The following is a 23,104-nucleotide window of genomic DNA, read 5'->3' as shown; positions in this document are numbered from 1 at the left end:
CTGACCGGCCGCAATAAGGAGTACGCACATGCGTCGAGTAGTCGTCACCGGTCTGGGGGTTGTGTCCTCGATCGGGAACAATGCCGAAGAGGTGCTCGCCTCGCTCAAAGCAGGCAAATCCGGCATCGTAGCAAGCGAACAGATGGTCGAGCACGGCTTTCGCAGCCAGATCGCCGGTTCGCTGAAAATCGATGTGGCCGATCACGTGGACAAGCGGACCCTGCGGTTCATGGGTCCGGGTGCTGCCTATGCCCATATCGCGATGAATCAGGCCATCGCGGACGCCGGGCTGACCGAAGATCAGGTGGTCAATCCGCGCACAGGTCTGGTGGCAGGTTCGGGTGGACCATCGACCAGCGCGATGTTGACTGCGCACCAAACCGTGCTGAAAACCGGCGCAACCAAACGGATCGGCCCGTTTGCAGTGCCAAAGTGCATGTGTTCGACGATTTCTGCGAACTTGGCGACCGCGTTCAAAATCAAAGGTATCAACTACTCGATCACCTCGGCCTGCTCGACCTCGCTGCACTGCATCGGCAATGCGGCTGAACAGATCATGCTGGGAAAGCAGGATGTGATGTTCGCAGGTGGAGGAGAAGAGCTGGACTGGACCCTGTCCTGCCTGTTCGACGCGATGGGTGCGATGTCGTCCAAGTACAACGAGACACCTGATAAAGCCTCGCGCGCATTCGATCAGAACCGCGACGGATTTGTGATTTCCGGCGGTGGCGGCATCGTGGTTCTGGAAGACCTCGAGCATGCGCTGGCGCGCGGTGCGAAAATCTATGCCGAAGTAACCGGCTATGCCGCGACATCTGATGGGCACGACATGGTGGCACCATCCGGCGAAGGCGGCGAGCGCGCGATGCGTCTGGCGCTGTCGACCGTGCCCGAAGGCCGCAAGGTCGGCTATATCAATGCCCACGGCACCTCGACCCCAGTGGGCGACGTCGGAGAAGTCGAAGCCGTACGCCGTATCTTTGGTGAAGGCAGTGTGCCTCCGATTTCATCGACAAAATCGATGACCGGTCACGCGCAAGGCGCAGCGGGCGCGCTTGAGGCGATCTTCTGCCTGCTCATGCTGGAACATGATTTCATTACTCCGTCGATCAATGTCGACACACTTGCCGACGGCATCCTGCCCGGTGAAATTGCAACTCAAGTGGTTGAAAACGCAGGCTTGGACAGCGTGATGACCAATAGCTTCGGCTTTGGCGGCACCAACGGATCCATGGTTCTGTCGAAGTATAACGGGTGAACAAGATGTCGGATATTCTCAAGGGTAAACGCGGCCTGATCATGGGCGTGGCTAATGACCGCTCTATCGCGTGGGGCATCGCCAAAGCCATGCACGAAGCAGGCGCTGAGCTGGCTTTCACCTATCAGGGCGAGGCGTTTGGCAAACGGCTTGAACCGCTGGCCCAAAGCTTGGGCAGCGACTTCATGGTCGATGCGGATGTGACCGATGATGATTCACTGGATCGCGCGTTTGGCGAGTTGTCCGCCCGCTGGCCAACAATAGATTTTGTTGTCCACGCTATCGCTTATTCGGACAAGTCCGAACTGACCGGTCGATTCTTGAACACCACGCGGGCAAACTTCAAACACTCGCTGGATGTGTCGGCCTATTCGTTCATCGAAGTTGCCCGTCGCGCCTATCCGCTGATGAAGGACAATGGCGGCACATTGTTGACCCTGACCTATCAGGGATCGAACAAGGTTGTACCAAACTACAATGTCATGGGCGTCGCCAAGGCTGCGCTGGAATCGGCGACGCGCTATCTGGCGAACGATCTGGGCCCTGAGGGTATTCGCGTGAACGCCATCTCGCCCGGCCCGATGAAAACATTGGCGGGTGCGGCTATTGGTGGTGCACGCAAGACCTACAAGTTCTGCGACCAGAACGCACCGATGCGTTCGAATGCCACGCTGGAGGCCGTCGGAGGCACCGCCGTTTATCTTGCGTCCGACGCCGGCAGCTATACTTCGGGTGAGATCATCCGCGTCGACGGCGGGTATCATATTCTGGGCATGCCCCAGCCAGAGGCCATGTGACTATATCTTTCCCTGCGGGTGCCAAGATTTGAACATCTTTGCCCCGCAGGGATTACGATATGAGCAAACTTGAACAGATCCTTGCGAGCAACACGCGCTCGCCAGCTTTGAAACGCAAATCAGGAAGCGGACGTGCGCGTCTTTTGCTGCTGATTCTCACATCGCTGCTGATTGCCTTTGTGTTTCTGACCCAACCGCCCGTGCGCGATGCGATTGAGCCGTTGTTGTCACATATCCCGGGCCTTTGATCCAATCAGCATCAGTTGATCGAAACGATTTCAATATCGAAGACCAGATCTTGCCCCGCTAGTGGATGATTTGCATCCAAGGTCACTGTCGCCTCATCTACCTCGACGACAGTCACTGGCAATGCCTGACCGTCAGGAGTTTGCATCTGTAACTGCGTGCCGGGTTCAAGCGGAATGTCATCCGGGATGCCTTCACGCGGGATCTGCTGCCGCATGCCCGGATTGATCGGGCCATAGGCGTCAACGCAATCGATCTCGACACGCTTTTTCTCGCCAATCTGCATGCCCGGCAGGGCAGCGTCCAGACCGGGTATGATCTGCCCGGAACCAACCGCAAACTCCAACGGATCGCGCCCCTCGGAACTGTCGAAGACTTTGCCGTCCAGCAGAGTTCCGGTGTAGTGGATGCGAACCGTGTCGCCTTGTTTGATTGCGGTCATGATGGCCTCCGGCCTGAAAAGAAATGAACGGCGCAGCCTAGAGGCTGACACAGCATTGTAAACCCTGCCCTCTTTAACCCCGGAACCGGTTGTGTTTACCTGCGCCCGATCAGGGGAGGATCGGATGGCTATCACCACGTGTGTATTCGACGCTTATGGCACTCTGTTTGACGTGGCCGCCGCCGCCAGGCAGGCCGCAACAGAGCCCGGATTTGAAGCGTTGGCTAGCAAATGGCCCGAGTTGGCCAATCACTGGCGTCTGAAGCAACTGCAATATACATGGTTGCGTGCTGTCGCTGATGCGCATTGTGACTTTTGGGATGTCACGCAAGATGGGCTGGATTGGGCCTTGGAAGCGGTAGGCCTTCAGGGGGATAACACCCTTCGGCAGCGTCTGCTCGATTTGTATTGGGAATTGCAGGCCTATCCCGAGGTCCCCGATATGTTGAAGGCACTGAAGGCCGGTGGGTTGCAGACCGCCATCCTATCCAACGGTTCACCCCCGATGTTGAACGGGGCGGTGCAGTCTGCCGGGATCGGTGATGTGCTGGGTGATGTTCTGTCGGTCGAAAGCGTGGGGGTCTTCAAACCCCATGCCAGCGTATACGATCTGGTGCAGAACCGCTTCGGCTGCGCGCGCGATGAAGTGCTGTTCGTCAGCTCAAACGGGTGGGACGCTGCCGGGGCCAGTGGCTATGGATTTGTCACAGCTTGGGTCAACCGCGCTGGCGAGCCAATGGACCGTCTGCCGTGGAAACCTGCACATGTGCTGCCAGACCTGACGACGATCCCTCAATTGGCAGGGCTTTGATGGCATATTTCACCACCTCGGACGGCAAACGCCTGTACTATGAAGATACCGGCACGGGCCATCCTCTGCTTTGCTTGGCTGGCTTGACGCGCAACTGCCGCGACTTTTCATTTCTTGCGCCACATATGCGTGATCTTCGTATGATTGCGATGGATTATCGCGGGCGCGGCAAGTCCGATTTTGATGCGAACTACATGAATTACAACATCCTGCGCGAGGGGCTGGATGCGGTTGATCTGCTGGATCAACTGGGCTTGAAGAAAGTGGCTCTGTTGGGCACATCACGCGGAGGGCTGATCGCCATGGCCTTGGCCGCCAGCCATCCTGACCGGCTGGCAGGTGTGATATTAAATGACGTTGGCCCGGTAATCGAACCCGCCGGCATTGCCAAGATTATGGACTATGTCGGCAATCCCCCAAGTTCACAATCCTATGATGAGGCTGCGCAGGTCCTGCAAACGATGATGGCGCCACAGTTCCCGGGCATCGCTCAGGACGTCTGGAAACTGCAGGTAGAACATCAATACATTCAAACCGATACCGGGCTACAGCTGCGTTATGACCCCGCATTGCGACAAGCGCTGATCGAGCAGGCCGCCATCACCCCGGCACCGGACCTGTGGCCTTTGTTCGACGCCCTGCGTACGATCCCCACCGGTGTGATCCGCGGCGCAAACTCTGACCTTTTAAGCGCGGCCACAGTGCAAATGATGCACGCACACCACCCCGAATTGATCTCGACCGAAGTGCCGGGCCGAGGACATGTCCCGTTCCTGAACGAGCCTCAATCCCTAGACCTGATCCGCAAGATACTGGACGCCAAATGAGCAACATAGACATGATCGAAGCCGCCGCCGAGCGGCTGAAAGGTCACGTACGCGAGACGCCGCTTCTGTCATCACCCTTTCTGGATGAAATCGCGGGTCGCCGCGTTCTGATCAAACCCGAATGCCTGCAACACACCGGCAGCTTCAAATTTCGCGGCGCGTGGTCAGCTATTTCGGCATTGGATGAAGCGGCGCGCAACCGGGGCGTCATCGCCTATTCCTCGGGCAATCACGCACAGGGTGTTGCCTATGCAGCGGCTCAACATGGAATCTCGTCCGTCATCGTCATGCCCTCGGATGCGCCGAAGCTGAAGATTGAAAACACCCGCGCGCTGGGCGGTGAGGTCGTCCTTTATGACCGCGCCAGCGAAAGCCGCGAAGACATCGGCGAGGCATTGGCTGCCGAGCGCGGTTTGACCTTGATCCGGCCTTATGACGAACCGCAAGTGATCGCTGGCCAGGGAACAACGGGACTGGAGCTGGCGCGTCAGGCACGGGCGCTGGGTGTGACCGAAGGTGACGTGCTGATCTGCTGTGGCGGCGGCGGGCTGACATCTGGTATCGCGCTGGCGTTAGAGCGTCACGCGCCCGGTCTGCGCCCTCGTCCATGCGAGCCTGAAGGGTTCGAAGACGTGAAACGCTCGCTGGCAAGCGGGACGATCCAAAGCAACGACGCTACTTCGGGAAACATCTGCGACGCAATCCTGACGCCACAGCCGGGGCAGATTACCTTTCCCATCCTGCAGCGGCTTTGCGGCCCTGGTCTGTCGGTATCTGAACAGGAATCCCTACGCGCCATGGCCCTTGCGTTTCTGCGTCTGAAGATCGTGCTGGAACCGGGCGGAGCTGTTTCGCTGGCCTCTGCCCTGTTTCGCAAGGATCAGATTGATGGGGATGCGGTGATCGTAGTCGCCTCGGGCGGCAACGTGGATCCGCAGATCTTTGAACGGGCGTTGGAATTCCTTACCTGACAATTGCTTACAGCCGGTGCAAAATCCGGTCGTAGTCGTTTTAACCGACGCCCTGAGCAGACGGGGACGCTAAACATGCATATCGCTGACCTCAAAGATGTTCGGATACACTACCGAATTGATGGCGACGCCGCTGGCGCCCCCATCGTTTTTGCTAATTCACTGGGCACGGATGTGCGGCTGTGGGACCCGATATTGCCGCTACTGCCCAAAGGCCTGCGCATCATTAGGTACGACAAACGCGGGCACGGATTGTCAACAGCACCCTCAGCGCCCTATTCCATGGGAAATCTGGTGCGCGACGCCGAACAATTGCTGGATTATCTAGAGGTCAAGGATTGCGTATTCGTGGGTCTGTCCGTCGGTGGCATGATTGCGCAGGGCCTGGCGGTCAAGCGTATGGATCAGATCCGCGCGCTGGTGCTGTCGAATACGGCCGCCAAGATCGGCACTCCCAAGATGTGGCAGCAGCGTATGGATGCTGTCCGTAAAGGCGGGATCGAGGCACTGGCGGATGCCACTATGGATCGGTGGTTCTCGAAATCATTTCGGGCCAGCGCCGAGATGACGCTTTGGCGCAACATGATGGTCCGACAACCGGTCGATGGCTATCTGGGCTGCTGCAGTGCAATTTCTGGCACCGATTTCTATACGCCAACCAGCGGATTGCGCCTGCCGACCTTAGGGATTGCGGGCAGCGAAGACGGCTCAACCCCGCCCGATCTGGTGCGCGAAACGGTCGATCTGATCCCTGGCTCGCGCTTTGCGCTAATCCGAAAGGCAGGCCACCTGCCCTGCGTCGAGCGCCCTCAGGACTTTGCCCAACTGATCGGTGATTTTCTGACCGAGATCGGACATATTTGAAGGAGGGATTGTTGGCAGATTTCTTGCTTGTACATGGCTCGTGGCACGGTGCCTGGTGCTGGCGCGATCTGATCCCGGAATTGACCACATTCGGACATACCGCCCGCGCCATCGATATGCCAAGCCACGGCTCGGACCCGACGCCTATCCGCGATGTAACCCTTGGAACGTGCAGAGATGCCGTGCTGAAGGCTTCGACACCAAAGACCATCATCTTAGGGCACTCGTGGGGTGGATATCCCGTAAGTGCGGCTGCCGAGACCGACCCGAACGCCATGCGTGGTGTGATTTATCTAAGTGCCTATGTTCCGAAATCCGGGCTATCTATGGTCGAAATGCGCAAACGAGCCCCACGCCAACTGATCGGAAATGCCGTCGAAGTATCCGGCGACGGGTTGTCGTATTCGGTGGTACCGGATCAGGTGCACGACCTGCTTTATCACGACTGCGCGCGCGAGGTGGTTGCCTATGCATTCGCGCGCCTGTGCCCCCAGGCGATTGCACCGCAGACTACCCCCCTAGACGTCGGCGATAACTTCGCGCGCGTTCCAAAAGGGTACATCAGAACCACCGATGACCGAATCGTTCCGACCGAATATCAGGCCGAGATGGCGGGCTGCGCGGACCCTGATATGCACCTTACGATAGACAGCTCTCACTCGCCGTTTTTTTCGCATCCTGAGCATCTTGCCGGGTTGATGCACCAGATCTCGCAACGAATGTAGCCAGCCACCGTCGATGTCCCGACCCCGATACGCCTTGCGCCGATCTGTTTGGTTGTCGCACACTGAACCGATGACCCACACAATGCTTATCAATAGGTGGATTCTTTTGCGTCTACCCCACTTTGGCAGAACAACGACACATCCGTGGCGGTTTCCACCTTGCAGGTCCCGCCGGGACGGGTCACCGTGATCCCGTTAGGGAGCGGGAAAACACATGCAAACCATCAAAGCAGCCGTATGCCGAGCCTTCGGCGAACCTCTGGTCATCGAAGACATCCTGATCGCACCACCCGGCATGGGTGAGGTCGAGGTAACGCTGGATGCAGTGGCGATTTGCCATTCGGACATTTCCTTTGCAAGCGGCGCATGGGGCGGCCACTTGCCCGCGGTTTACGGGCACGAAGCGGCTGGCATCGTTTCTGCTGTTGGCGAAGGCGCAGGGGATTTCAAACTTGGTGATCCCGTTGTGGTAACCTTGATCCGCGCCTGCGGGTCCTGCCCGTCCTGTGCCGGTGGCATGCCCACCATTTGTGAAACACCTTATGACACGGTGAAAGGTCCGCTGCAGACTGCCGACGGTGATGCGCTGGAACAGGCCATGGCATGCGGGGCCTTTGCCGAAAAGGTAGTTGTCAGCCACCGACAAATCGTCCGCATTCCCGAAACGCTGCCCAAGGACCTTGCCAGCCTGCTGTCCTGCGGGGTGATCACCGGTGTTGGTGCAGCAGTCAACGCCGCCCAGCTTCGCCCCGGGCAGGACGTGGTTGTCATCGGCGCCGGGGGCGTCGGCTTGAACGCAATCCAAGGCGCACGTATTGCCGGAGCTCGCCGTATCGTTGCGGTCGATATGACACAGGATAAGCTGGATATCGCAATGGAGTTCGGCGCGACCCATGGTGTTTTGGCCAGCCAGAAAGAGCCGTGGAAAAGCGCCTACAAGGCGCTGGGCGGACGTGGCGCAGACGCCGTCTTGATTACTGTTGGTGCAATCCCGGCCTATGATCAGGCCCCGCGTTACCTTGGTCGGGGCGGCAAGGCGATCATGATCGGGATGCCCCATTCTGGTGACATGTCCAGCTACGAACCCGTCGTGCTGGCCGCGCTTGGCCAGGGCATGGTGGGCTCAAAAATGGGCGATGTAGTGATCCAGCGCGACATCCCGTGGATGATCGATCTGTATGAACAGGGGCGGCTGAAACTGGACGAGTTGATCTCGGGTCGCTGGACCCTGTCGCAGATCAATGAGGCCATCGAAGACACCAAGTCCGGTGCGGCCAAACGCAATGTAATCTTGTTTGATCGCGACTGAACCCCGCAAAAGGAACACCCGATGAAACTGCAAGATCTCGATGTCATTGTCACTGCGCCTCCGGCACCGGGTTGGGGTGGGCGCTATTGGATTTTGGTCAAGGTCACCACGGATACGGGCGTGATCGGTTGGGGGGAATGCTACGCGTCCTCGGTTGGTCCCGAAGCCATGACCCATGTCATTCGCGATGTATTCGAACGGCACATGCAGGGCGAAAACCCCGAGAATATCGAGTTGATGTTCCGCCGCGCCTATTCCAGCGGCTTCACTCAGCGACCAGACCTGACCGTCATGGGTGCGTTCTCGGGGCTCGAAATCGCCTGCTGGGACATTTTGGGCAAGGATCGTGATCGTCCGGTCTATGCGCTGCTGGGTGGGCGGATGAACGACCGTATCCGGGCGTACACCTATCTCTACCCACTTCCTCAGCATAACCTGACGGACTTCTGGACTTCACCTGAGCAGGCCGGAGAAAGTGCTGCTGAAATGGTCCGGCGCGGCTATACCGCCGTCAAGTTTGATCCCGCCGGGCCTTATACGATCCGCGGTGGACACATGCCCGCGATGTCCGATATCTCAATGTCGATAGCGTTTTGCAAAGCGATCCGTGAGGCAGTTGGAGACAAGGCCGATCTGCTGTTCGGTACTCATGGCCAGTTCAACACAGCCGGAGCTATACGTCTGGGCCAAGCGCTGGAACCCTTTTCGCCGCTGTGGTTCGAAGAACCCACACCCCCCGACATGATCGAGGATATGGCCCGTGTGGCGCGCAATGTCCGTATCCCTGTCGCAACCGGTGAACGGATGACAACCAAAGCGGAATTTGGCGCGGTCCTGCGCGCCGGGGCCGCCGAAATCCTTCAGCCTGCGTTGGGACGCGCTGGCGGTATATGGGAGATGAAGAAAGTCGCCGCAATGGCCGAGGTTTTCAACGCCCAGATGGCACCCCATCTGTATGCGGGACCGATCGAGTGGGCGGCGAATATTCATCTGGCGGCGTCGATCCCGAACCTGCTGCTGCTTGAAAGCATCGAGACCCCATTCCACGATCAACTGATAAAGGGAAGCATCCGCGTCGAGAAGGGGTTCGTCGCTCCTCCGACCGAGCCCGGCCTTGGTATCGAGGTCGATGAAAGCCTTGCCCGAGCCCATCCCTACAAAGGTGACGGGCTGCACCTACAGATGCAGGAAACCCCATGTGACTATGCAAATGGGAATGCGTTTCAAGGCGGTGCACCCGCAACCGAAGGGTAACAATCGACAGGCGAGCAAGCCGATCAGTTCGAGACATACCCCGCGATGACCTGCAACAGTTTAAAGGCTGTGGCTGCATCGTTCTCGACGACCGCCAGAAATTCCTCTTCACCGATCCGTAGGCAGGACAGTTCCGTTTCAGCCACCATGCTCAACGCCCGAGGCTCTTTTCGGATCAACCCCAGCTCTCCCACCAACGCGCCCGCACCAACCGTAGTGATCAGTTGATCGGCCTCGCCCGAACGCGGCAGGTACAATCCTGCCTCGCCCTCAAGGATGACATAGGCGCCATCGGTTGGCTGATCATCCTTCAGAAACACCACCTGGCCGGGTTTCGCTTCGAACCAGCGCGCACCAAAGGCCAGCAGTCGAAGCTGGCGACGGTCGAGCCCAGAGAACAACGGGGTCTGCTCAAGCGCACGCAATTTGCGTACCAGATCGGCAGACGCCGCACCGTCGCCGTCGACGTCGGTTGGGCCTTCACCCGTCACGACCCGGCCCTGACGGATTTCAACATACATGTCGAAAACATCTGGATTTTCGAACGCATCATTTAGATAGATTACAGTAGTTTCGGGCAGCAATTCACGCAGATTTTTATAAACTGCGACCTGTGTCTCCATATCATAGCTGGCAAGCGCGGTTTCCAGGATCAGAATATCTGGCTTTTTGATCGCAGCGCGCGTAAAGGCCAGCGGTTCGGCAAATACGGCAGGCAAGTTCTGGCCGCCAATCGAGACCGGAACATCATAGATCAGTTCCACCACCATCGGTCGCGCCCCGTTCTCGGCCAGAACATCGACGATCAGTTTGCGCGCCTCGTCGGTCCGCGCACCGCCGATCTGGCTGACCTTGCCAAACAGTGCGTTTTCCATAACCGTCAAACCGGGTGCAAAGGCATCTTCATCCAACGGGACGAATACATCGTGCAAGGGTTCCAGCAATTTGGCCGAGTGGCTGTGGCGAAGCTCAAGAATGCGGTTCTTCAGCTCATCCGAAAACGCCGGGCCAATCTGCTCGGCCGAGATCACAAATGGCACCGAAAGCAAGCTAGCCAATTGTTCGTCATCCAGCCCGTTTGCGCCTTCTTTGCGGGTTTGCTCGACCAATTCAACCGCGGCCTCGTAGGTTTGGGCCTCAAGCCCCAGCTTGCGAAACAAAGGATGATCTGTTCCATCAAGCCCAAATATCTGGCGCAGCATCTCAATTACGTCGCGTGTCAGGCTGATCAGGGTTTCATCCAACCCCAACTCGCGCAACTGGCCCAGAAACACGGTCTGCTGTGCCAGCAATTGTCGCGTCACCGGAACGCAGGGGGTGGCAAACAACAGGTTCTCAGCAACGGGTAGCGCAGGGTTATACGCGCAGCGATCGAAAATCAGCGCCTGCTGATCAAGCCCGGCCTCGCGCACCGCCTTCTGAACCCGAGGGCGCAATTCGACCAGCTTTGCTGCCAGTTCCGGGCGCTCATTCGCATCAAACACCTGCTCGGCACCGCGCTGAAACAACGCCGCGCCCGAGCCCATGCCATCGATCAGTTTCAGCCACCAATCGCGCAGCCGCGCCGTATCGTCAAAACCCGCCATTCCGGGGTCAAGCCATTCGGCGTTGAATGGATCAGCACTATTGCCTGCCCTCAGCGTCTCGGGGAAATCCGGATCCTCGGTGGACTTGGACAATGGATGTGACCGCATCGGCATCATCACATTTTCACCCAACGTGCCCTGAAACATTATGGGGCGCGAGGTTGCTAGACCTATTCGTTGGGCAACAACGCTTTGATGCAGGCCAGCCATATTGATGCCGCCGATTTCAATACGGCCAGAGGTTGGCAGTATCTCGCGGGTCAGCAACTCGGTCAGCGCATGGCGATCTTCCTCGCTGGTGGCCGAAATGCCGACCGTTTTACCTGCTGGGAAGGTCAGGTCCAGATCATCCAAAACCTGATTGCCGTCGATATCACGAACCGAGACTTGATTCAGTACGATATCGCCATTCAGATGTGGACGATCCGCTGGCTCTCCGTCAAACAGGGCCTCATCAATCATTCCATCCGGTGCGAAACGATCAATCACAACATCCCATCGCAGCGACATGTCCTGCGTTTGATTATAATAGGTCAGCAGTTCTTTCCAGGGTGAGCTCAAGTCTTTGTAAGCCGCCAGCGCAGCCACCAGAGCACCCAGCGAAACAGACCCCTGCAACACCAGCAGGCCACCGACAAGGTAGAACATGAATGGCGTCAGCTGCGATATGAAGTTGTTGATGAACTTCATAAAGAACTTCTTCTGATAGATCTCAAAGCGGATGGCGAACAGGCGCCCCAGCTGATCCGAGATCATCGCCCGCCGGTAACGCCAACCGCCATTGGCGCGCAGGGTCGAAGCACCGGCAGCGTTCTCGCCGATCTGGGCAGCCAAAACGCGGACCTCTTGAATGCGCTTCTTGTTCAGAAGATTGATCTGGCGTTGCAATCGCGGGATCAACCAGGCCTGCAGCGGGATCAACGCCACCGCGGCCAGTCCGAACCAAACGCTTTGGAGGAACAGAAAGGACAGGATCGTGATCATTTGTCCGGCCTGCAGCACGGGCTGACTGATCGCATCCCCCATCAGCCCACCCATCGGTTCGCTTTCAGCGGTTATCATCGAGACCATTTCGCCCTGACTGACCCGCTCAAAATATGGTTGTGGGAAGCGAAGCGCGCGGTTGATCAACTGATAGCGAAAGCGACGCAGCATACGCTCGCTCAGAACACCCTTCATGGTGTTGATACGCATCTTCATCAGCCCGTGCGCCAGCACCGCAGCCAGAAAGGCAAAGCACAGGATCATCAGAAAAGTGGTCTGCGTCAGGCTATAACCCCAGACATCGACAATCTGACTTGTCGCGCCGATTGCGTCATTGATGATGCGCTTGGGCAGCTCCAACGTCAGGTAAAGCAAAGGAAACAAGGTCGACGTCACGGCCAGCAAAATCAACTGGTCGCGCTTCGAGTATTTCCAGATGAACTGAAAGATCGATCGTTCTATTGAACCCGCCCCTACTAACGATCCGCCGCTCAAATCACTGATTTTGGCGTGAATACAACGGGCCGAATTTACCGCAATCGTATCCTCGGACGCAAATGAATTTCCGATTTGCGCCTAATTTGCGTTGTGTGAACAAGTTCATTTGCGCGTTTCGCGTTTACCCCCTAATCTCCTGATTCAGGACGATATCGGGAGGATTCATTTGCCTGCCAGCTTTGGCGCTGTGTTTCTGTTGCTGTGCCTGCTTCAGATCAAACACATGTTCGCCGACTATTATTTACAGACGCCCAAGATGCTTTCCGGGCGAGGCACGTATTTCCACATGGGGCGCGCGCAACATGCTGCTGTGCATGTTGTGGGTTCGGTCGTGATTTTCGCGCTCTTTCGCGCCCCGATTGAATTCATACTGATCATCGCTGCGTTGGAATGGATCGTGCATTTCCACATCGACTTTGCCAAAGCCAACTATTCTGACCGCAAACAGCTGCAACCCAATCAGGCCGCTTTTTGGCGTGCCGCTGGTCTGGATCAGTTGTTTCACAACCTTACTTATATTGGCATGGCCTGGGCTTGGGTGGCTTTCGCGGCTTAAGCTTCAGGGTACCACCGGTCGGTTCCGCTTGATCGTCCGCAGCACGACATTCGTTTGCGCGCTGGCGACGGCGGGCAATCGAAACAAGAAATCTTCCAGAAACGTGTTGTAAGCCGACAGATTCCTGCACAAGACACGCAGATGATAATCCGCCTGACCTGTCGTGGCGTAGCATTCCTGCACTTCGGGGCTGATCTCGACGGCCCGGATGAAGTCGACAATCTTGTCCGGGTCATGCCGGGTCAGGTGAACATGCACTATTGCTTCGAACGTCAACCCCATCTCGGCAGGATTCACCAAAGCGCCGTACCGTTCGATCACCCCAGCCTCTTCCAGCGCGCGCACCCTGCGCCATAGGGCTGAGGCCGACATGCCGACTGCATCTGCCAATTCGGCATTTGAAACCCGGCTGTCATTTTGAAGCAGCGTCAGAATGCGGCGATCCCGATCATCAAGAGTGGCCATCTTGGAAAGATTCATCCGTAATTTTAACTAAATCTGGTAAATCCTATCATATTTTGCAGAACTCGCACAAACTTTGAAACAGAAATTCACCTGCGGGGGGTTAAAATAACCGAACACCAAGGACAAAAACCCATGGACGCGCAGCAATGAGCCACCACGAACCCTCTCCCCGCACCTATCGGCTTGAAGACCGCTATACCCTGACGCAGGGCCGGGTTTTTCTAACAGGCACGCAAGCCTTGGCGCGGATTATGATGGACCAGGCCCGACGCGACCGTCAGGCCGGGCTGAACACGGCGGGGTTTGTCTCGGGCTATCGCGGATCGCCACTGGGCGGGCTGGATCTTGAGCTATGGCGCGCAAAGGACCGGCTGAAGACGGATCGCATCACGTTCATGCCCGCCGTGAACGAAGACCTCGGCGCAACGGCGGTTCTGGGTGCGCAACAGGCCTTTTTGGACCCGCATTGCGAGGTCGAGGGCATCTTTTCGATGTGGTACGGTAAAGGCCCCGGTGTCGACCGATCAGGCGATGCATTGAAACACGGGAATGCATATGGGTCTGCGCCAAAAGGTGGCGTGCTGGTCGTGGCAGGCGATGATCATGGTTGCGTCAGTTCTTCGATGCCGCATCAGTCGGATGTGGCCTTCATGTCGTGGTTCATGCCGACATTGAACCCAGCCTCGGTCGAGGAATATTTGGAATTCGGCGAGTACGGGTTCGCTCTGTCCCGTTTCTCAGGCACGTGGGTCGGGTTCAAGGCGGTCTCGGAAACGGTCGAAAGCGCACGGTCCGTCGATCTGCACCCGGATCGCAGCTTTTCCCTGCCGCAGATCGACTTGCCCGAACTCGGTTTGCACGTCCGCACCGCCGATTTGCCCTCGCCCGAGATCGAGACCCGCATCCAACACAAGTTGCGCGCCGTTCGGGCCTTTGCCGAAGCAAACCCCATCGACCGGCGTATTTATGACATCGACAGTGCGAAGTTCGGCTTCGTGACCACCGGCAAGGGGCACCTCGATCTCATGGAGGCGCTGCGTTTGCTGGACCTTGATGAAGCCGCCTGTCGCCGCTTGGGGATCGACATCTACAAGGTTGGCATGGTCTGGCCGCTGGCCCGTCGCAACGCGTTGCGCTTTGTGAAAGGCAAGGCCGAGGTTCTGGTCGTCGAGGAAAAGCGCGGCATCATCGAAAGCCAATTCAAAGAATATTTCTATGACTGGCCCGGCGACAAACCCCATAAGATGGTAGGTAAATATGACAGCCATGGCGAACCGCTGATCCCATGGACCGGGGAACTCAGCCCTTTGATGCTGGCCCCTATTGTTGCCGCCCGACTTAACACGTTCTTCCCTGAAGAAAACCTGCCTGCCAAAGCGCGTGCACTGACTGAGACAGAACCGCCCGTGATCAACGTCCCGGGCGCAACACGGACACCCTATTTCTGCTCGGGCTGCCCGCACAATACATCAACCAAAGTTCCAGAAGGTTCTACCGCTGCCAGCGGCATTGGTTGCCACGTAATGGCATCTTGGATGGATCGCGAGACGGTCGGGTATGCACAGATGGGAGGCGAAGGCGTACCCCATGTGGTGGCCTCACAATTCAATGGCGGAAAGCATATCTTCCAGAACCTTGGCGAAGGGACGTGGTACCATTCTGGATCACTGGCGATCCGTCAGGCGGTCGCGGCAGGGACAAATATCACCTATAAAATCCTCTACAATGATGCGGTCGCAATGACCGGAGGGCAACCAGTGGATGGACCTGTCAGCGTTGCAGGCATTGCCCAAACCTGCCGGGCTGAAGGCGTTGCGCGGATCGCGCTGGTCTCGGACAACATTGCCAAGTTTCACCGATCCGATTTCCCGGCTGGCACCACATTCCACGACCGGGCAAAGATGGACAGCCTGCAACGCGAACTGCGCGACATACCCGGAGTCACGGTCCTGATCTATGAACAGACCTGCGCCACCGAGAAACGCCGCCGCCGCAAGCGTGGGACAATGGAGGACCCCTCGACGTTCGTCTGGATCAATGATCTTGTCTGCGAAGGTTGCGGCGATTGTTCGGTGGCATCGAATTGCCTGAGCGTTGAGCCGCGAGAAACCCCGCTGGGGCGCAAGCGCAAGATCAATCTAAGTTCGTGCAACAAGGATTCTTCGTGCTTGAACGGGTTCTGTCCGAGTTTTGTGACCGTTGAGGGCGCAACCCGACGAAAGCGCGCCATCGAAATGGACTTCAATGCGCTTGAAACAGGCCTGCCGGACCCAAAGCTTCCATCTTTGGACACACCGTTTGATCTGCTTGTGACAGGCGTGGGTGGCACTGGGGTTGTCACGGTTGGGGCCCTGATCACTATGGCCGCGCATCTGGAAGGCAAAGGTGCCTCGGTCCTGGATTTCACCGGATTTGCGCAGAAATTCGGCACGGTACTCAGTTACATCCGCCTTGGCGCAGCTCCGGATGCGCTTAACCAAGTACGCATAGATCAAGGCGCTGCGGATTCGGTGATTGGCTGTGATGTGGTGGTGAGTTCGGCCCCCAAAGCCTCAACTCATTATGCCCGCGGGACACGCGTTGTGCTGAACAGGGCTGAGATGCCCACCGGCGATCTTGTCCTGCGTCGCGATGCCCAATTGCGGGTCGATAAGCGGGAACAGGCGATCGCAGATGTGGTTGGGGTGGACAATCTCGCCAGCCTTGACGCAAATGCAATAGCTGAGGCGCTACTGGGGGATTCCGTCTTCGCCAACGTCATTTTGCTGGGTTATGCATGGCAAAACGAGCTGGTTCCGGTATCGCACTTTGCATTGGCTCAGGCCATCTTGCTGAACGGTGTTGCCGTCGAAAAAAACCGGCTGGCCTTTGCTCTTGGGCGTTGTCTGGCGGCTGACCCCGACCGCATTCACGGGCTGGCACTACCCGAAGAGGCAAACGGCACCTTGGATCAGGTGATTGCGCGTCGGGTGGCGTTTTTGACAGATTATCAGGATGCCGCATATGCGGATCGCTATGCGCAACAGATTGAAGCAATCCGCGCGTCGAACCCGAAAATATCCGACGATCTTCTAGAATCCGTAGCCCGTAACCTGTTCCGCTTCATGGCCTATAAGGACGAGTTCGAAGTGGCCCGGCTGCAAACGTCCCAAAACTTCGACAACGAACTGAAGCAACAGTTCGAGGGAGATTTCAAAACCAGTTACCACTTCGCCCCGCCAATGCTCAGCTGGCGCAAGGACGAACGGGGCCGCCCCCTCAAGTTTGCACTGGGCCCATGGATGCGCCCGGTTCTGCGGGGACTGTCCCGTCTACGTGGTTTGCGCGGCTCGGTCCTGAACCCCTTCGGCTATCACTCCGAAGCGCGACTGCATCGAGATATCCTAAACTGGTACCAATCGCTGTTGGACATGTATCTGACAAACCCCTCCGCCCATTCCGAGGCCGAGTGGCTGGACGCGCTGTCAGCTGCGGACCAGATACGCGGTTTCGGTCCAGTACGGGAAGAAAGCTATGAGAACGCGCGCGCGATGGCGCGTTAACCAAGCACCGAGAAACTGCTATCGGTATTGACCGGTCGCTTGCGGGAATAAAAACCGGTGTCGATTGTGCGTCCAATGTAAGGCAGTTCAAACTGCATCGGCTTGTCGTCATGATCCGCACCGCCTTCGACGTAGTCGATCAGTTCAGCCATCATTTTGCCTGCAATCGGCGCGTTCTTGTATTGGTTACCGCTGGTGCCGCAGGCCATGTAAAACCCCGGCAGGCTGGACTTGTCATAGATCGGAATCCAGTCAGTCGAGGCATCATACAAATCCACCACCCCACGGGTTCTGGAGGGTATCCCCAGGCTAGGGACCCGTTGGGCATAACGCATGGCCTGCGTGGTCCATTGATCCGTAAAATCGTGGTTATAGCTTACATCATCTTCGCACCATTGATGCGGATCACAAGCCGGATCCTCGGAACCGATCAGAATATGATTGCCATGTTCTGGACGGCAATACAGCGCGATATCACTATCCGAGACAATTGTTCCTTGCGTTTCGAAATCAAATCCTTCGGGCGCGGGTACATGCACCACCTCCTGCCGCAGCGGGCGGGTTTGAATGGTCATGTCACCCAGAACCCCGGCCATTTCGTTGACAAGCGCTGACCCGGGACCGGCAACATTCACCACCACTTTGGCGTGGATTTCTTCACCAGAGGCAAGTCTGACACCTGCGACGCGCCCCTGCTGCGACAGGATTTCGCGTACGTCTGCGCCCGTTCGCACTTCGGCACCATGCAGCTTGGCGGCATCCATCAGGTTTTGCGCCGACAACGCCGGATCGGTCACATAACCTGCTTTCGGCCAGAATACTGCGCCCTGAATCCGATCTCCGTTCGGTTGGCCGAACTCCGGATCATCCATGCGCCGCGCCGGGGCAAAGCTGTCCAGAGAATAGATCGGCAGACGTTCGGTAATCCGCTCAGGTGTCCATTCTTCAAACGGACAATCCAGTTCGGCGCTGTACTTCTTATGTTTCTCAAGAAACCCATTGGACTCGGTCTTGACGACCAAACAACCGGTCTCACGAAACTGCGCCAAATCGGCTGTGTCGGGCAAGCCCAGATAGTTCGCCCAATCACGCCAATAGTGATAGCCTTCCCAAGCGAACGCGGTTCCATCGAGGGTCGAATAATGCATCCGAATTATCGCGCAAGAGCCTGCGGTCGAGCCATGCCCAACCTGCGCATTGCGATCCAACGACAGAGTTTTCCAACCGGCCTTGGACATCTCGAACGCGATGGCGGCTCCGATCACACCGGTGCCAATGATGATTGCGTCAGGTTGGTTCATGTCCTGCCCCTTCCCAGAAACGTTTCGCATACGCGCTGAACTCGGTGATTTCCTCGGGTCGCGGTTCGACCCCTGTAAAAACATAAAGGTAGTGTGGAACCATCGACAGCCTGATCGCCAGTGGTTCGTTTAACTGCGCCAGATCATATCCGATTTGCATATAATATAGCACCCGCGCCCGCGTCTCTGCCTCGGTCTCATCATAGTTGAACCGGATGAACATCGCGCGCAGCGCGGCCAGGCGACGGGCATCGGACTGGTCCAGCATACGCCGCACCTTTCCCGATCTTCGTGCCCAATCCCGCACAGCAAAATCAAGCGCCGTATCAAATAGTTCGGTATTCACAACGCAGCGCTGCACATTGCACACCGCAGCCGTGATCGTTTCAGCAGGCAATTCGGATTGCGCGATCAAGGCCGCCGTATTTGTCGCCTGCCATCGCGCCAGCAGCGCATCCAGCAATTCCTGCCGCGACTTGAAGTACCAGTAGAATGATGAGCGCGAGACCGCCATCCGCTCGGCAAGGTTCATGACTTTCACCTGCTCGACCCCGTCCGAAATCAGGACGTCCATGGCCACGTTCAGCCAATCATCGCGCGTGACCTTGACGTTACCAATCAGTGGTTCAGCTTCAGGATCGTCCCGGTGCAGGATGGGTTTGGTGTTCATTCAACTCTCCGGCGGTGCGCCGCCCTCTTCTGTACGGCGCGCTATGAAATCCTTCAACGCACCAAGGCGATCCGTATCTGATGCCGGTGCTTTGAAATTTGCCAGGATTTCCTTCCAAACACCGGTCGCGCGGTGGTTGGCGTCGATCGCGCCACGCTCGGTCCAGGTGCCGAAGTTGGCGTAGTCATGCAGGTGCGGTTCATAAAACGCGGTATTATAGCGCTCCATTGTCTGGCTCGTGGCGAAGAAATGTCCGCTGGGTTCAACCTCGCTCAGCGCTGAGTCAAAGCCGATCTCAGCCCCACGGGCCTGCGCCCCAGCACAAAGCTCGGCCACCATGTTCAACACCTCGGCATCACAGATCATCTTCTCGAAAGATACGGTCAGGCCACCTTCGAGCCATCCGGCCGAATGAATGATGACCGTCGCCCCGGCCATCAGGCAGCCCCACAGGCCGAACTGGTTTTCATTGGCGGCCTGAACGTCGTTGATATTTGCCGCAGACCCCGCCGCAGACCGCCAGGGCAGGCCCAGATACCGGGCCAACTGGCCCGCCGCCAAAGACGCCTGAAAATGCGAGGGTGTCCCGAATGCAGGCGCCCCTGATTTCATGTCGACATTGCTGGTAAAGGTCCCATAGCACACCGGCGCACCGGGGTTGGTAAGCTGGGTCAGCGTCAAGGCCGCAAGCGCCTCGGCATGGGACAGCGTGATGGCCCCGGCCACCGTGATCGGAGCCATTGCGCCCATCAGGGTAAAGGGTGTGATGATCGACATCTGACCATGGCGCGCAAAGTCGATCAGCCCCTGAGCCATTGGAATATCCAGCGTCCGCGGGCTGTTGGTGTTGATAATCGTGTAACAATGGGCGTTAGCGCGGAACTCCTTGTCAGACAGACCTCGCGCCGTCGAGAGCATCTCGAAGCAGTCCATCACTTGCGGCGTGCCTCGCGAGAAGAAGAACGGGAACTTATCCGTCAGCTCCATCTGCGCTTGTGTGGTGAAATAGTGCCGCACATTGGTTGGCACGTCCTGCGGTTCGACCTGCGGTGAGATCATCTGGAAGACATCAAAGTGATGAGTGAGCTTTAGGAACTCCAGATAATCCTGCCCACTCGCTGGCCGCCGACCGCGTTCCAGATCGGTCGCGTTTGGAGCGCCAGCCCCGGGTTGGAACACCAAAGAGCCCAGCTCCAAAGTGAAATCCCGGTGCCGCGCGCCCGCCCGGCAGCCGATGGATTTCGGAGCTGAGGCCACCGCAGCCTCAACCATATCCCGCCCGATGAAGACCATTTCGCTGTCTTCATCCACGCGGGCGCCACCCTGCGCGTAGATTCGCCGCGCTTCGGGCAATAGAACTTTCACGCCCAACTCTTCCAGTGTGCGCAATGCGGTGTCGTGCATATCTGCAATCTGATCCGTCGGGAACACTTCCATCTGTGGAAACGGATTGCGCAACTGGCGATAATTCACCTCGCGACTAGATTGCGGGGCGGCATCGGTCCCGCGCCCGCGCCGTCGGCGTCTTTGGCCCAAGTCCGACATGGTCAACCTCGCATCGCTTTGCCAAGCGGGTCATAGGGCGACGGCGCAATCACGCGGGCCGGGCGTTCGACACCGACCACATGCACCGACAACTCGGTGCCTGGTTCAGCCTTGTCGCGGTCGACCAAAGCCATGGCCAGCGACTTGCCCGTGTAGTGGCCATAGCCACCCGAAGTCACAAATCCAACGCGCTCTTCCCCGGCCCAAATCGGTTCATACCCGCTGGCATCGGCATCCAGCGCGTCAACCTCAAGCGTCACTTGAACTTGCGCCGGACCGTTGCCATCGCGTTCAGCCAGCGCAGCCTCTTTGCCAACGAAATCCTTGTTCCAGTCGATCCAGCGATCCATTCCGGTCATGCCTGGCGTGTAAAGCTGAGTGAATTCTGCAGACCAGATACCAAAGCTCTTCTCAAGCCGCGTCGACAGCATCGCGTTGAATCCGCATTCGCGGATACCGTCCCCGGCCCCGGCCTCTAGCAGCATCCGGCGCAGTTTGATGTGGTCGCCATAGCGGCAGTTTATCTCATACCCTTTTTCGCCCGTCACAGACATACGCGCCACACGGGCACGCACCAGACCGATATCAAAGTCGCCACAGCCCATGAATTTCAGGCCCGAGATATCCTGTTCGGCCAGTTTCTCGACCACAGCCTGCGATTTCGGCCCAACCACGGCAAAACCGCAATATTCCTCGCCCAGATCGCGGATATTCACGGCGTCCATCATGTGATCATTGAACCAGCGCATATGCCATGCGCGCAGATAATAGCTACCCATGATCCACCAGGTCCCGTCGCCCCAGTTCAGCACGGTCAGATCACCCTTGAGGCGACCGTTTTCACCCAGCATTGGAGCCAGTTTGGCACGCCCCGGTGCAGGCAGTTTCGACGCCATGATCCTGTCCAGCCAAGCCTCGGCATTTGGCCCAGTGACCTCAAAGCGCGAAAAGCCCGAGATATCCAGTAGTCCCACGCCTTCGCGGATGGTTTTGCACTCCTCAGCCACGATGTCGTGCGCATTCGAGCGTTTCAGCGTCGGCGTCTCTTCAAAGCCTTCGGGCGCAAAGTAAAGCGGCACTTCCAGATCCCAACTGACGCCCCATTTGCACCCCGCCTCGGTCATTGCATCATGGGCTGGGGCCATCTTCAGCGGGCGACCTGCGGGCAGTTGCTCGTTCGGGTAAGTCATCACGAAACGACGGGAATAGAACTGACCGGTTGTTTCGCGGATGTAGCGTTTGTTCTGAGCGAAATCGCCATAGCGCGCCACGTCCATAGGCCATGCGTCGGCCTCAGGCTCGCCATGGATCATCCATTCGGCCAGCGTCTTACCAACGCCGCCACCCTGCAGGAATCCGGCCATCACCGCACAAGCTGACCAATAACCGCGCTTGCCTGGGACCGGACCGACCAGCGGGTTGCCATCGGGTGAGAAGGTGAACGCGCCGTTCACCCATGTTTTGATGCCAACATTCTGGATCGACGGGTACCGTTCAAAGCCCAGCGTCAGCTCGTTCTCGATCCGGTCGAGCTGTTCCTGGAACAATTCTTCACCGTAATTCCACGGCGCACCGTCCATAGCCCAGTGCTCGTGATCGACCTCGTAGATGCCCACCAGAACGCCCTTCTGGTCCTGTCGCATATAGGTGAAGCCTTCAAGATCAACCGTCATCGGCATCTCGAAATCCGCCTCGGCCACCTCAGGCACCGTATCGGTGATCAGATAGTGGTGTTTCAGCGGCGAAACCGGCAGCTCCACTCCGGCCATGCGCCCCACCTGTTTGGCCCAGAGGCCAGCAGCGTTGACCACATGTTCACAAGTGATAGTGCCTTTGTCGGTCACAACTTCCCAACCATCCGCAGTCTGTGTCAGGCTTTCGACCTTGGTTTCTTCGTAGTATTCCGCGCCACGTTTCTTGGCCGCAGTTGCATAAGCCTGAACCGTACCGGTTGTATCGATGTAACCTTCGCGATCCGCCCACATCGCGCCCAGCACGCCGTCGGTGGACATGATCGGGCAGCGTTTCTGCGCCTCCTCTGGCGACAACAACTCACAGTCGTCAATGCCGATGGACTGAAAAATGCGGTAGTTGGCCTGCAGCCACTCCCACCGTTCGGGCGTGCCCGCCAGCGTCAGGCCGCCGGTCATGTGCAGGCCGATATTCTGACCCGACTCTTTTTCGATCTCGCTGAGCAGATCAATCGTATAGGCCTGCAGCGACGCCATGTTCGGATCTGCGTTCAGCGCATGGATGCCTCCCGCCGCGTGCCACGAAGACCCCGAGGCCAAACGCCGCCTTTCCAGCATGACCACATCTGACCAGCCAAACTTGGCGAGATGGTACAGAACCGAGGCGCCGACAACGCCGCCACCGATGACTACGACACGATACTGAGATTTCATCCTGCGCTCCCCTGCATGACTCGCAGAGGACGCTAGAGGCACTGTTCA

Annotated in this window: 19 protein-coding genes; 12 read left to right on the top strand and 7 right to left on the bottom strand. The window is 57.7% G+C overall.

The features are described from left to right. The first annotated feature begins 28 nt into the window (after positions 1–28). Genes fabB through ACR0AH_RS11720 form a run of 3 tightly spaced genes read left to right on the top strand, consistent with a single transcriptional unit; the run spans position 29 to position 2,303 of the window. Positions 29–1,258, top strand: coding sequence for a beta-ketoacyl-ACP synthase I (fabB, locus tag ACR0AH_RS11730; RefSeq protein WP_170733300.1), 1,230 nt, complete (start codon positions 29–31; stop codon positions 1,256–1,258). A gap of 5 nt (positions 1,259–1,263) precedes the next feature. Beyond that, positions 1,264–2,055 (top strand): enoyl-ACP reductase FabI, encoded by a 792-nt coding sequence (locus tag ACR0AH_RS11725; RefSeq protein WP_170397587.1) that lies wholly within the window; start codon positions 1,264–1,266, stop codon positions 2,053–2,055. A gap of 59 nt (positions 2,056–2,114) precedes the next feature. Further along, positions 2,115–2,303 carry a hypothetical protein gene (locus ACR0AH_RS11720; RefSeq protein ID WP_170397589.1) on the top strand — a complete coding sequence of 63 codons (189 nt, stop codon included), beginning with the start codon at positions 2,115–2,117 and terminating at the stop codon, positions 2,301–2,303. Positions 2,304–2,314: 11 nt separating this feature from the next. Here ACR0AH_RS11720 and ACR0AH_RS11715 read toward each other — a convergent pair whose 3' ends face one another. Continuing rightward, complete coding sequence (locus ACR0AH_RS11715) at positions 2,315–2,743, bottom strand: FKBP-type peptidyl-prolyl cis-trans isomerase (RefSeq protein WP_170818117.1); 429 nt, start codon at positions 2,741–2,743, stop codon at positions 2,315–2,317. Between the two features lie 124 nt (positions 2,744–2,867). On the opposite strand from ACR0AH_RS11715, the gene ACR0AH_RS11710 reads away from it, so the two are divergent. The 7 genes from ACR0AH_RS11710 (at position 2,868) to ACR0AH_RS11680 (ending at position 9,504) form a co-directional block, all read left to right on the top strand. Beyond that, positions 2,868–3,554, top strand: coding sequence for a haloacid dehalogenase type II (locus tag ACR0AH_RS11710; protein WP_170733301.1), 687 nt, complete (start codon positions 2,868–2,870; stop codon positions 3,552–3,554). Further along, complete coding sequence (locus ACR0AH_RS11705; RefSeq protein ID WP_480592064.1) at positions 3,554–4,381, top strand: alpha/beta fold hydrolase; 828 nt, start codon at positions 3,554–3,556, stop codon at positions 4,379–4,381. Before ACR0AH_RS11710 ends, ACR0AH_RS11705 begins: the two co-directional genes overlap by 1 nt. Beyond that, complete coding sequence (locus ACR0AH_RS11700) at positions 4,378–5,352, top strand: threonine ammonia-lyase (RefSeq protein ID WP_480592062.1); 975 nt, start codon at positions 4,378–4,380, stop codon at positions 5,350–5,352. Before ACR0AH_RS11705 ends, ACR0AH_RS11700 begins: the two co-directional genes overlap by 4 nt. Before the next feature lie 75 nt (positions 5,353–5,427). Continuing rightward, positions 5,428–6,216 carry a 3-oxoadipate enol-lactonase gene (pcaD, locus tag ACR0AH_RS11695; RefSeq protein ID WP_480592060.1) on the top strand — a complete coding sequence of 263 codons (789 nt, stop codon included), beginning with the start codon at positions 5,428–5,430 and terminating at the stop codon, positions 6,214–6,216. Between the two features lie 11 nt (positions 6,217–6,227). Beyond that, entirely contained in the window at positions 6,228–6,941 is a 714-nt protein-coding gene (locus ACR0AH_RS11690; protein WP_170397608.1) for an alpha/beta fold hydrolase, read from the top strand. A 214-nt stretch (positions 6,942–7,155) separates the two neighbouring features. Then, positions 7,156–8,250 (top strand): Zn-dependent alcohol dehydrogenase, encoded by a 1,095-nt coding sequence (locus tag ACR0AH_RS11685; protein WP_170733305.1) that lies wholly within the window; start codon positions 7,156–7,158, stop codon positions 8,248–8,250. 21 nt (positions 8,251–8,271) lie between these two features. Beyond that, the gene (locus ACR0AH_RS11680) at positions 8,272–9,504 is read left to right on the top strand and encodes a mandelate racemase/muconate lactonizing enzyme family protein (protein WP_170733306.1); all 1,233 of its coding nucleotides are present in this window, start codon (positions 8,272–8,274) and stop codon (positions 9,502–9,504) included. A gap of 23 nt (positions 9,505–9,527) precedes the next feature. Here ACR0AH_RS11680 and ACR0AH_RS11675 read toward each other — a convergent pair whose 3' ends face one another. Continuing rightward, on the bottom strand, positions 9,528–12,569 hold the full coding sequence (locus ACR0AH_RS11675; protein ID WP_170511501.1) for an ABC transporter transmembrane domain-containing protein: 3,042 nt from the start codon (positions 12,567–12,569) through the stop codon (positions 9,528–9,530). A gap of 169 nt (positions 12,570–12,738) precedes the next feature. Between ACR0AH_RS11675 and ACR0AH_RS11670 the strand changes: the two genes are divergently transcribed. Next, a complete protein-coding gene (locus ACR0AH_RS11670; protein ID WP_170397621.1) occupies positions 12,739–13,128 on the top strand; it encodes a DUF3307 domain-containing protein in 390 nt (129 codons plus the stop codon). A gap of 3 nt (positions 13,129–13,131) precedes the next feature. Here ACR0AH_RS11670 and ACR0AH_RS11665 read toward each other — a convergent pair whose 3' ends face one another. Further along, positions 13,132–13,593 carry an Lrp/AsnC family transcriptional regulator gene (locus ACR0AH_RS11665; protein ID WP_170733307.1) on the bottom strand — a complete coding sequence of 154 codons (462 nt, stop codon included), beginning with the start codon at positions 13,591–13,593 and terminating at the stop codon, positions 13,132–13,134. 146 nt (positions 13,594–13,739) lie between these two features. On the opposite strand from ACR0AH_RS11665, the gene ACR0AH_RS11660 reads away from it, so the two are divergent. Further along, entirely contained in the window at positions 13,740–17,135 is a 3,396-nt protein-coding gene (locus tag ACR0AH_RS11660; RefSeq protein WP_480592057.1) for an indolepyruvate ferredoxin oxidoreductase family protein, read from the top strand. On the opposite strand, the gene ACR0AH_RS11655 is transcribed toward ACR0AH_RS11660, so the two are convergent. From ACR0AH_RS11655 to ACR0AH_RS11640, 4 genes are read right to left on the bottom strand one after another with little or no spacing between them, the layout of a single operon-like run. Next, entirely contained in the window at positions 17,132–18,436 is a 1,305-nt protein-coding gene (locus ACR0AH_RS11655) for an FAD-dependent oxidoreductase (RefSeq protein WP_170733309.1), read from the bottom strand. The genes ACR0AH_RS11660 and ACR0AH_RS11655 overlap by 4 nt on opposite strands. Beyond that, the gene (locus tag ACR0AH_RS11650; RefSeq protein WP_170397633.1) at positions 18,423–19,106 is read right to left on the bottom strand and encodes a TetR/AcrR family transcriptional regulator; all 684 of its coding nucleotides are present in this window, start codon (positions 19,104–19,106) and stop codon (positions 18,423–18,425) included. The genes ACR0AH_RS11655 and ACR0AH_RS11650 overlap by 14 nt, the downstream gene beginning before the upstream one ends. Next, on the bottom strand, positions 19,107–20,651 hold the full coding sequence (locus ACR0AH_RS11645) for a trimethylamine methyltransferase family protein (RefSeq protein WP_170424438.1): 1,545 nt from the start codon (positions 20,649–20,651) through the stop codon (positions 19,107–19,109). 2 nt (positions 20,652–20,653) lie between these two features. Then, the gene (locus tag ACR0AH_RS11640) at positions 20,654–23,056 is read right to left on the bottom strand and encodes a GcvT family protein (protein WP_170733310.1); all 2,403 of its coding nucleotides are present in this window, start codon (positions 23,054–23,056) and stop codon (positions 20,654–20,656) included. Positions 23,057–23,104: the final 48 nt, after the last annotated feature.

The organism is Ruegeria sp. AM5, assembly GCF_056540645.1.
Note: the sequence above shows the minus strand (reverse complement) of the source record. Positions and strands in the feature narration are given on the sequence as shown.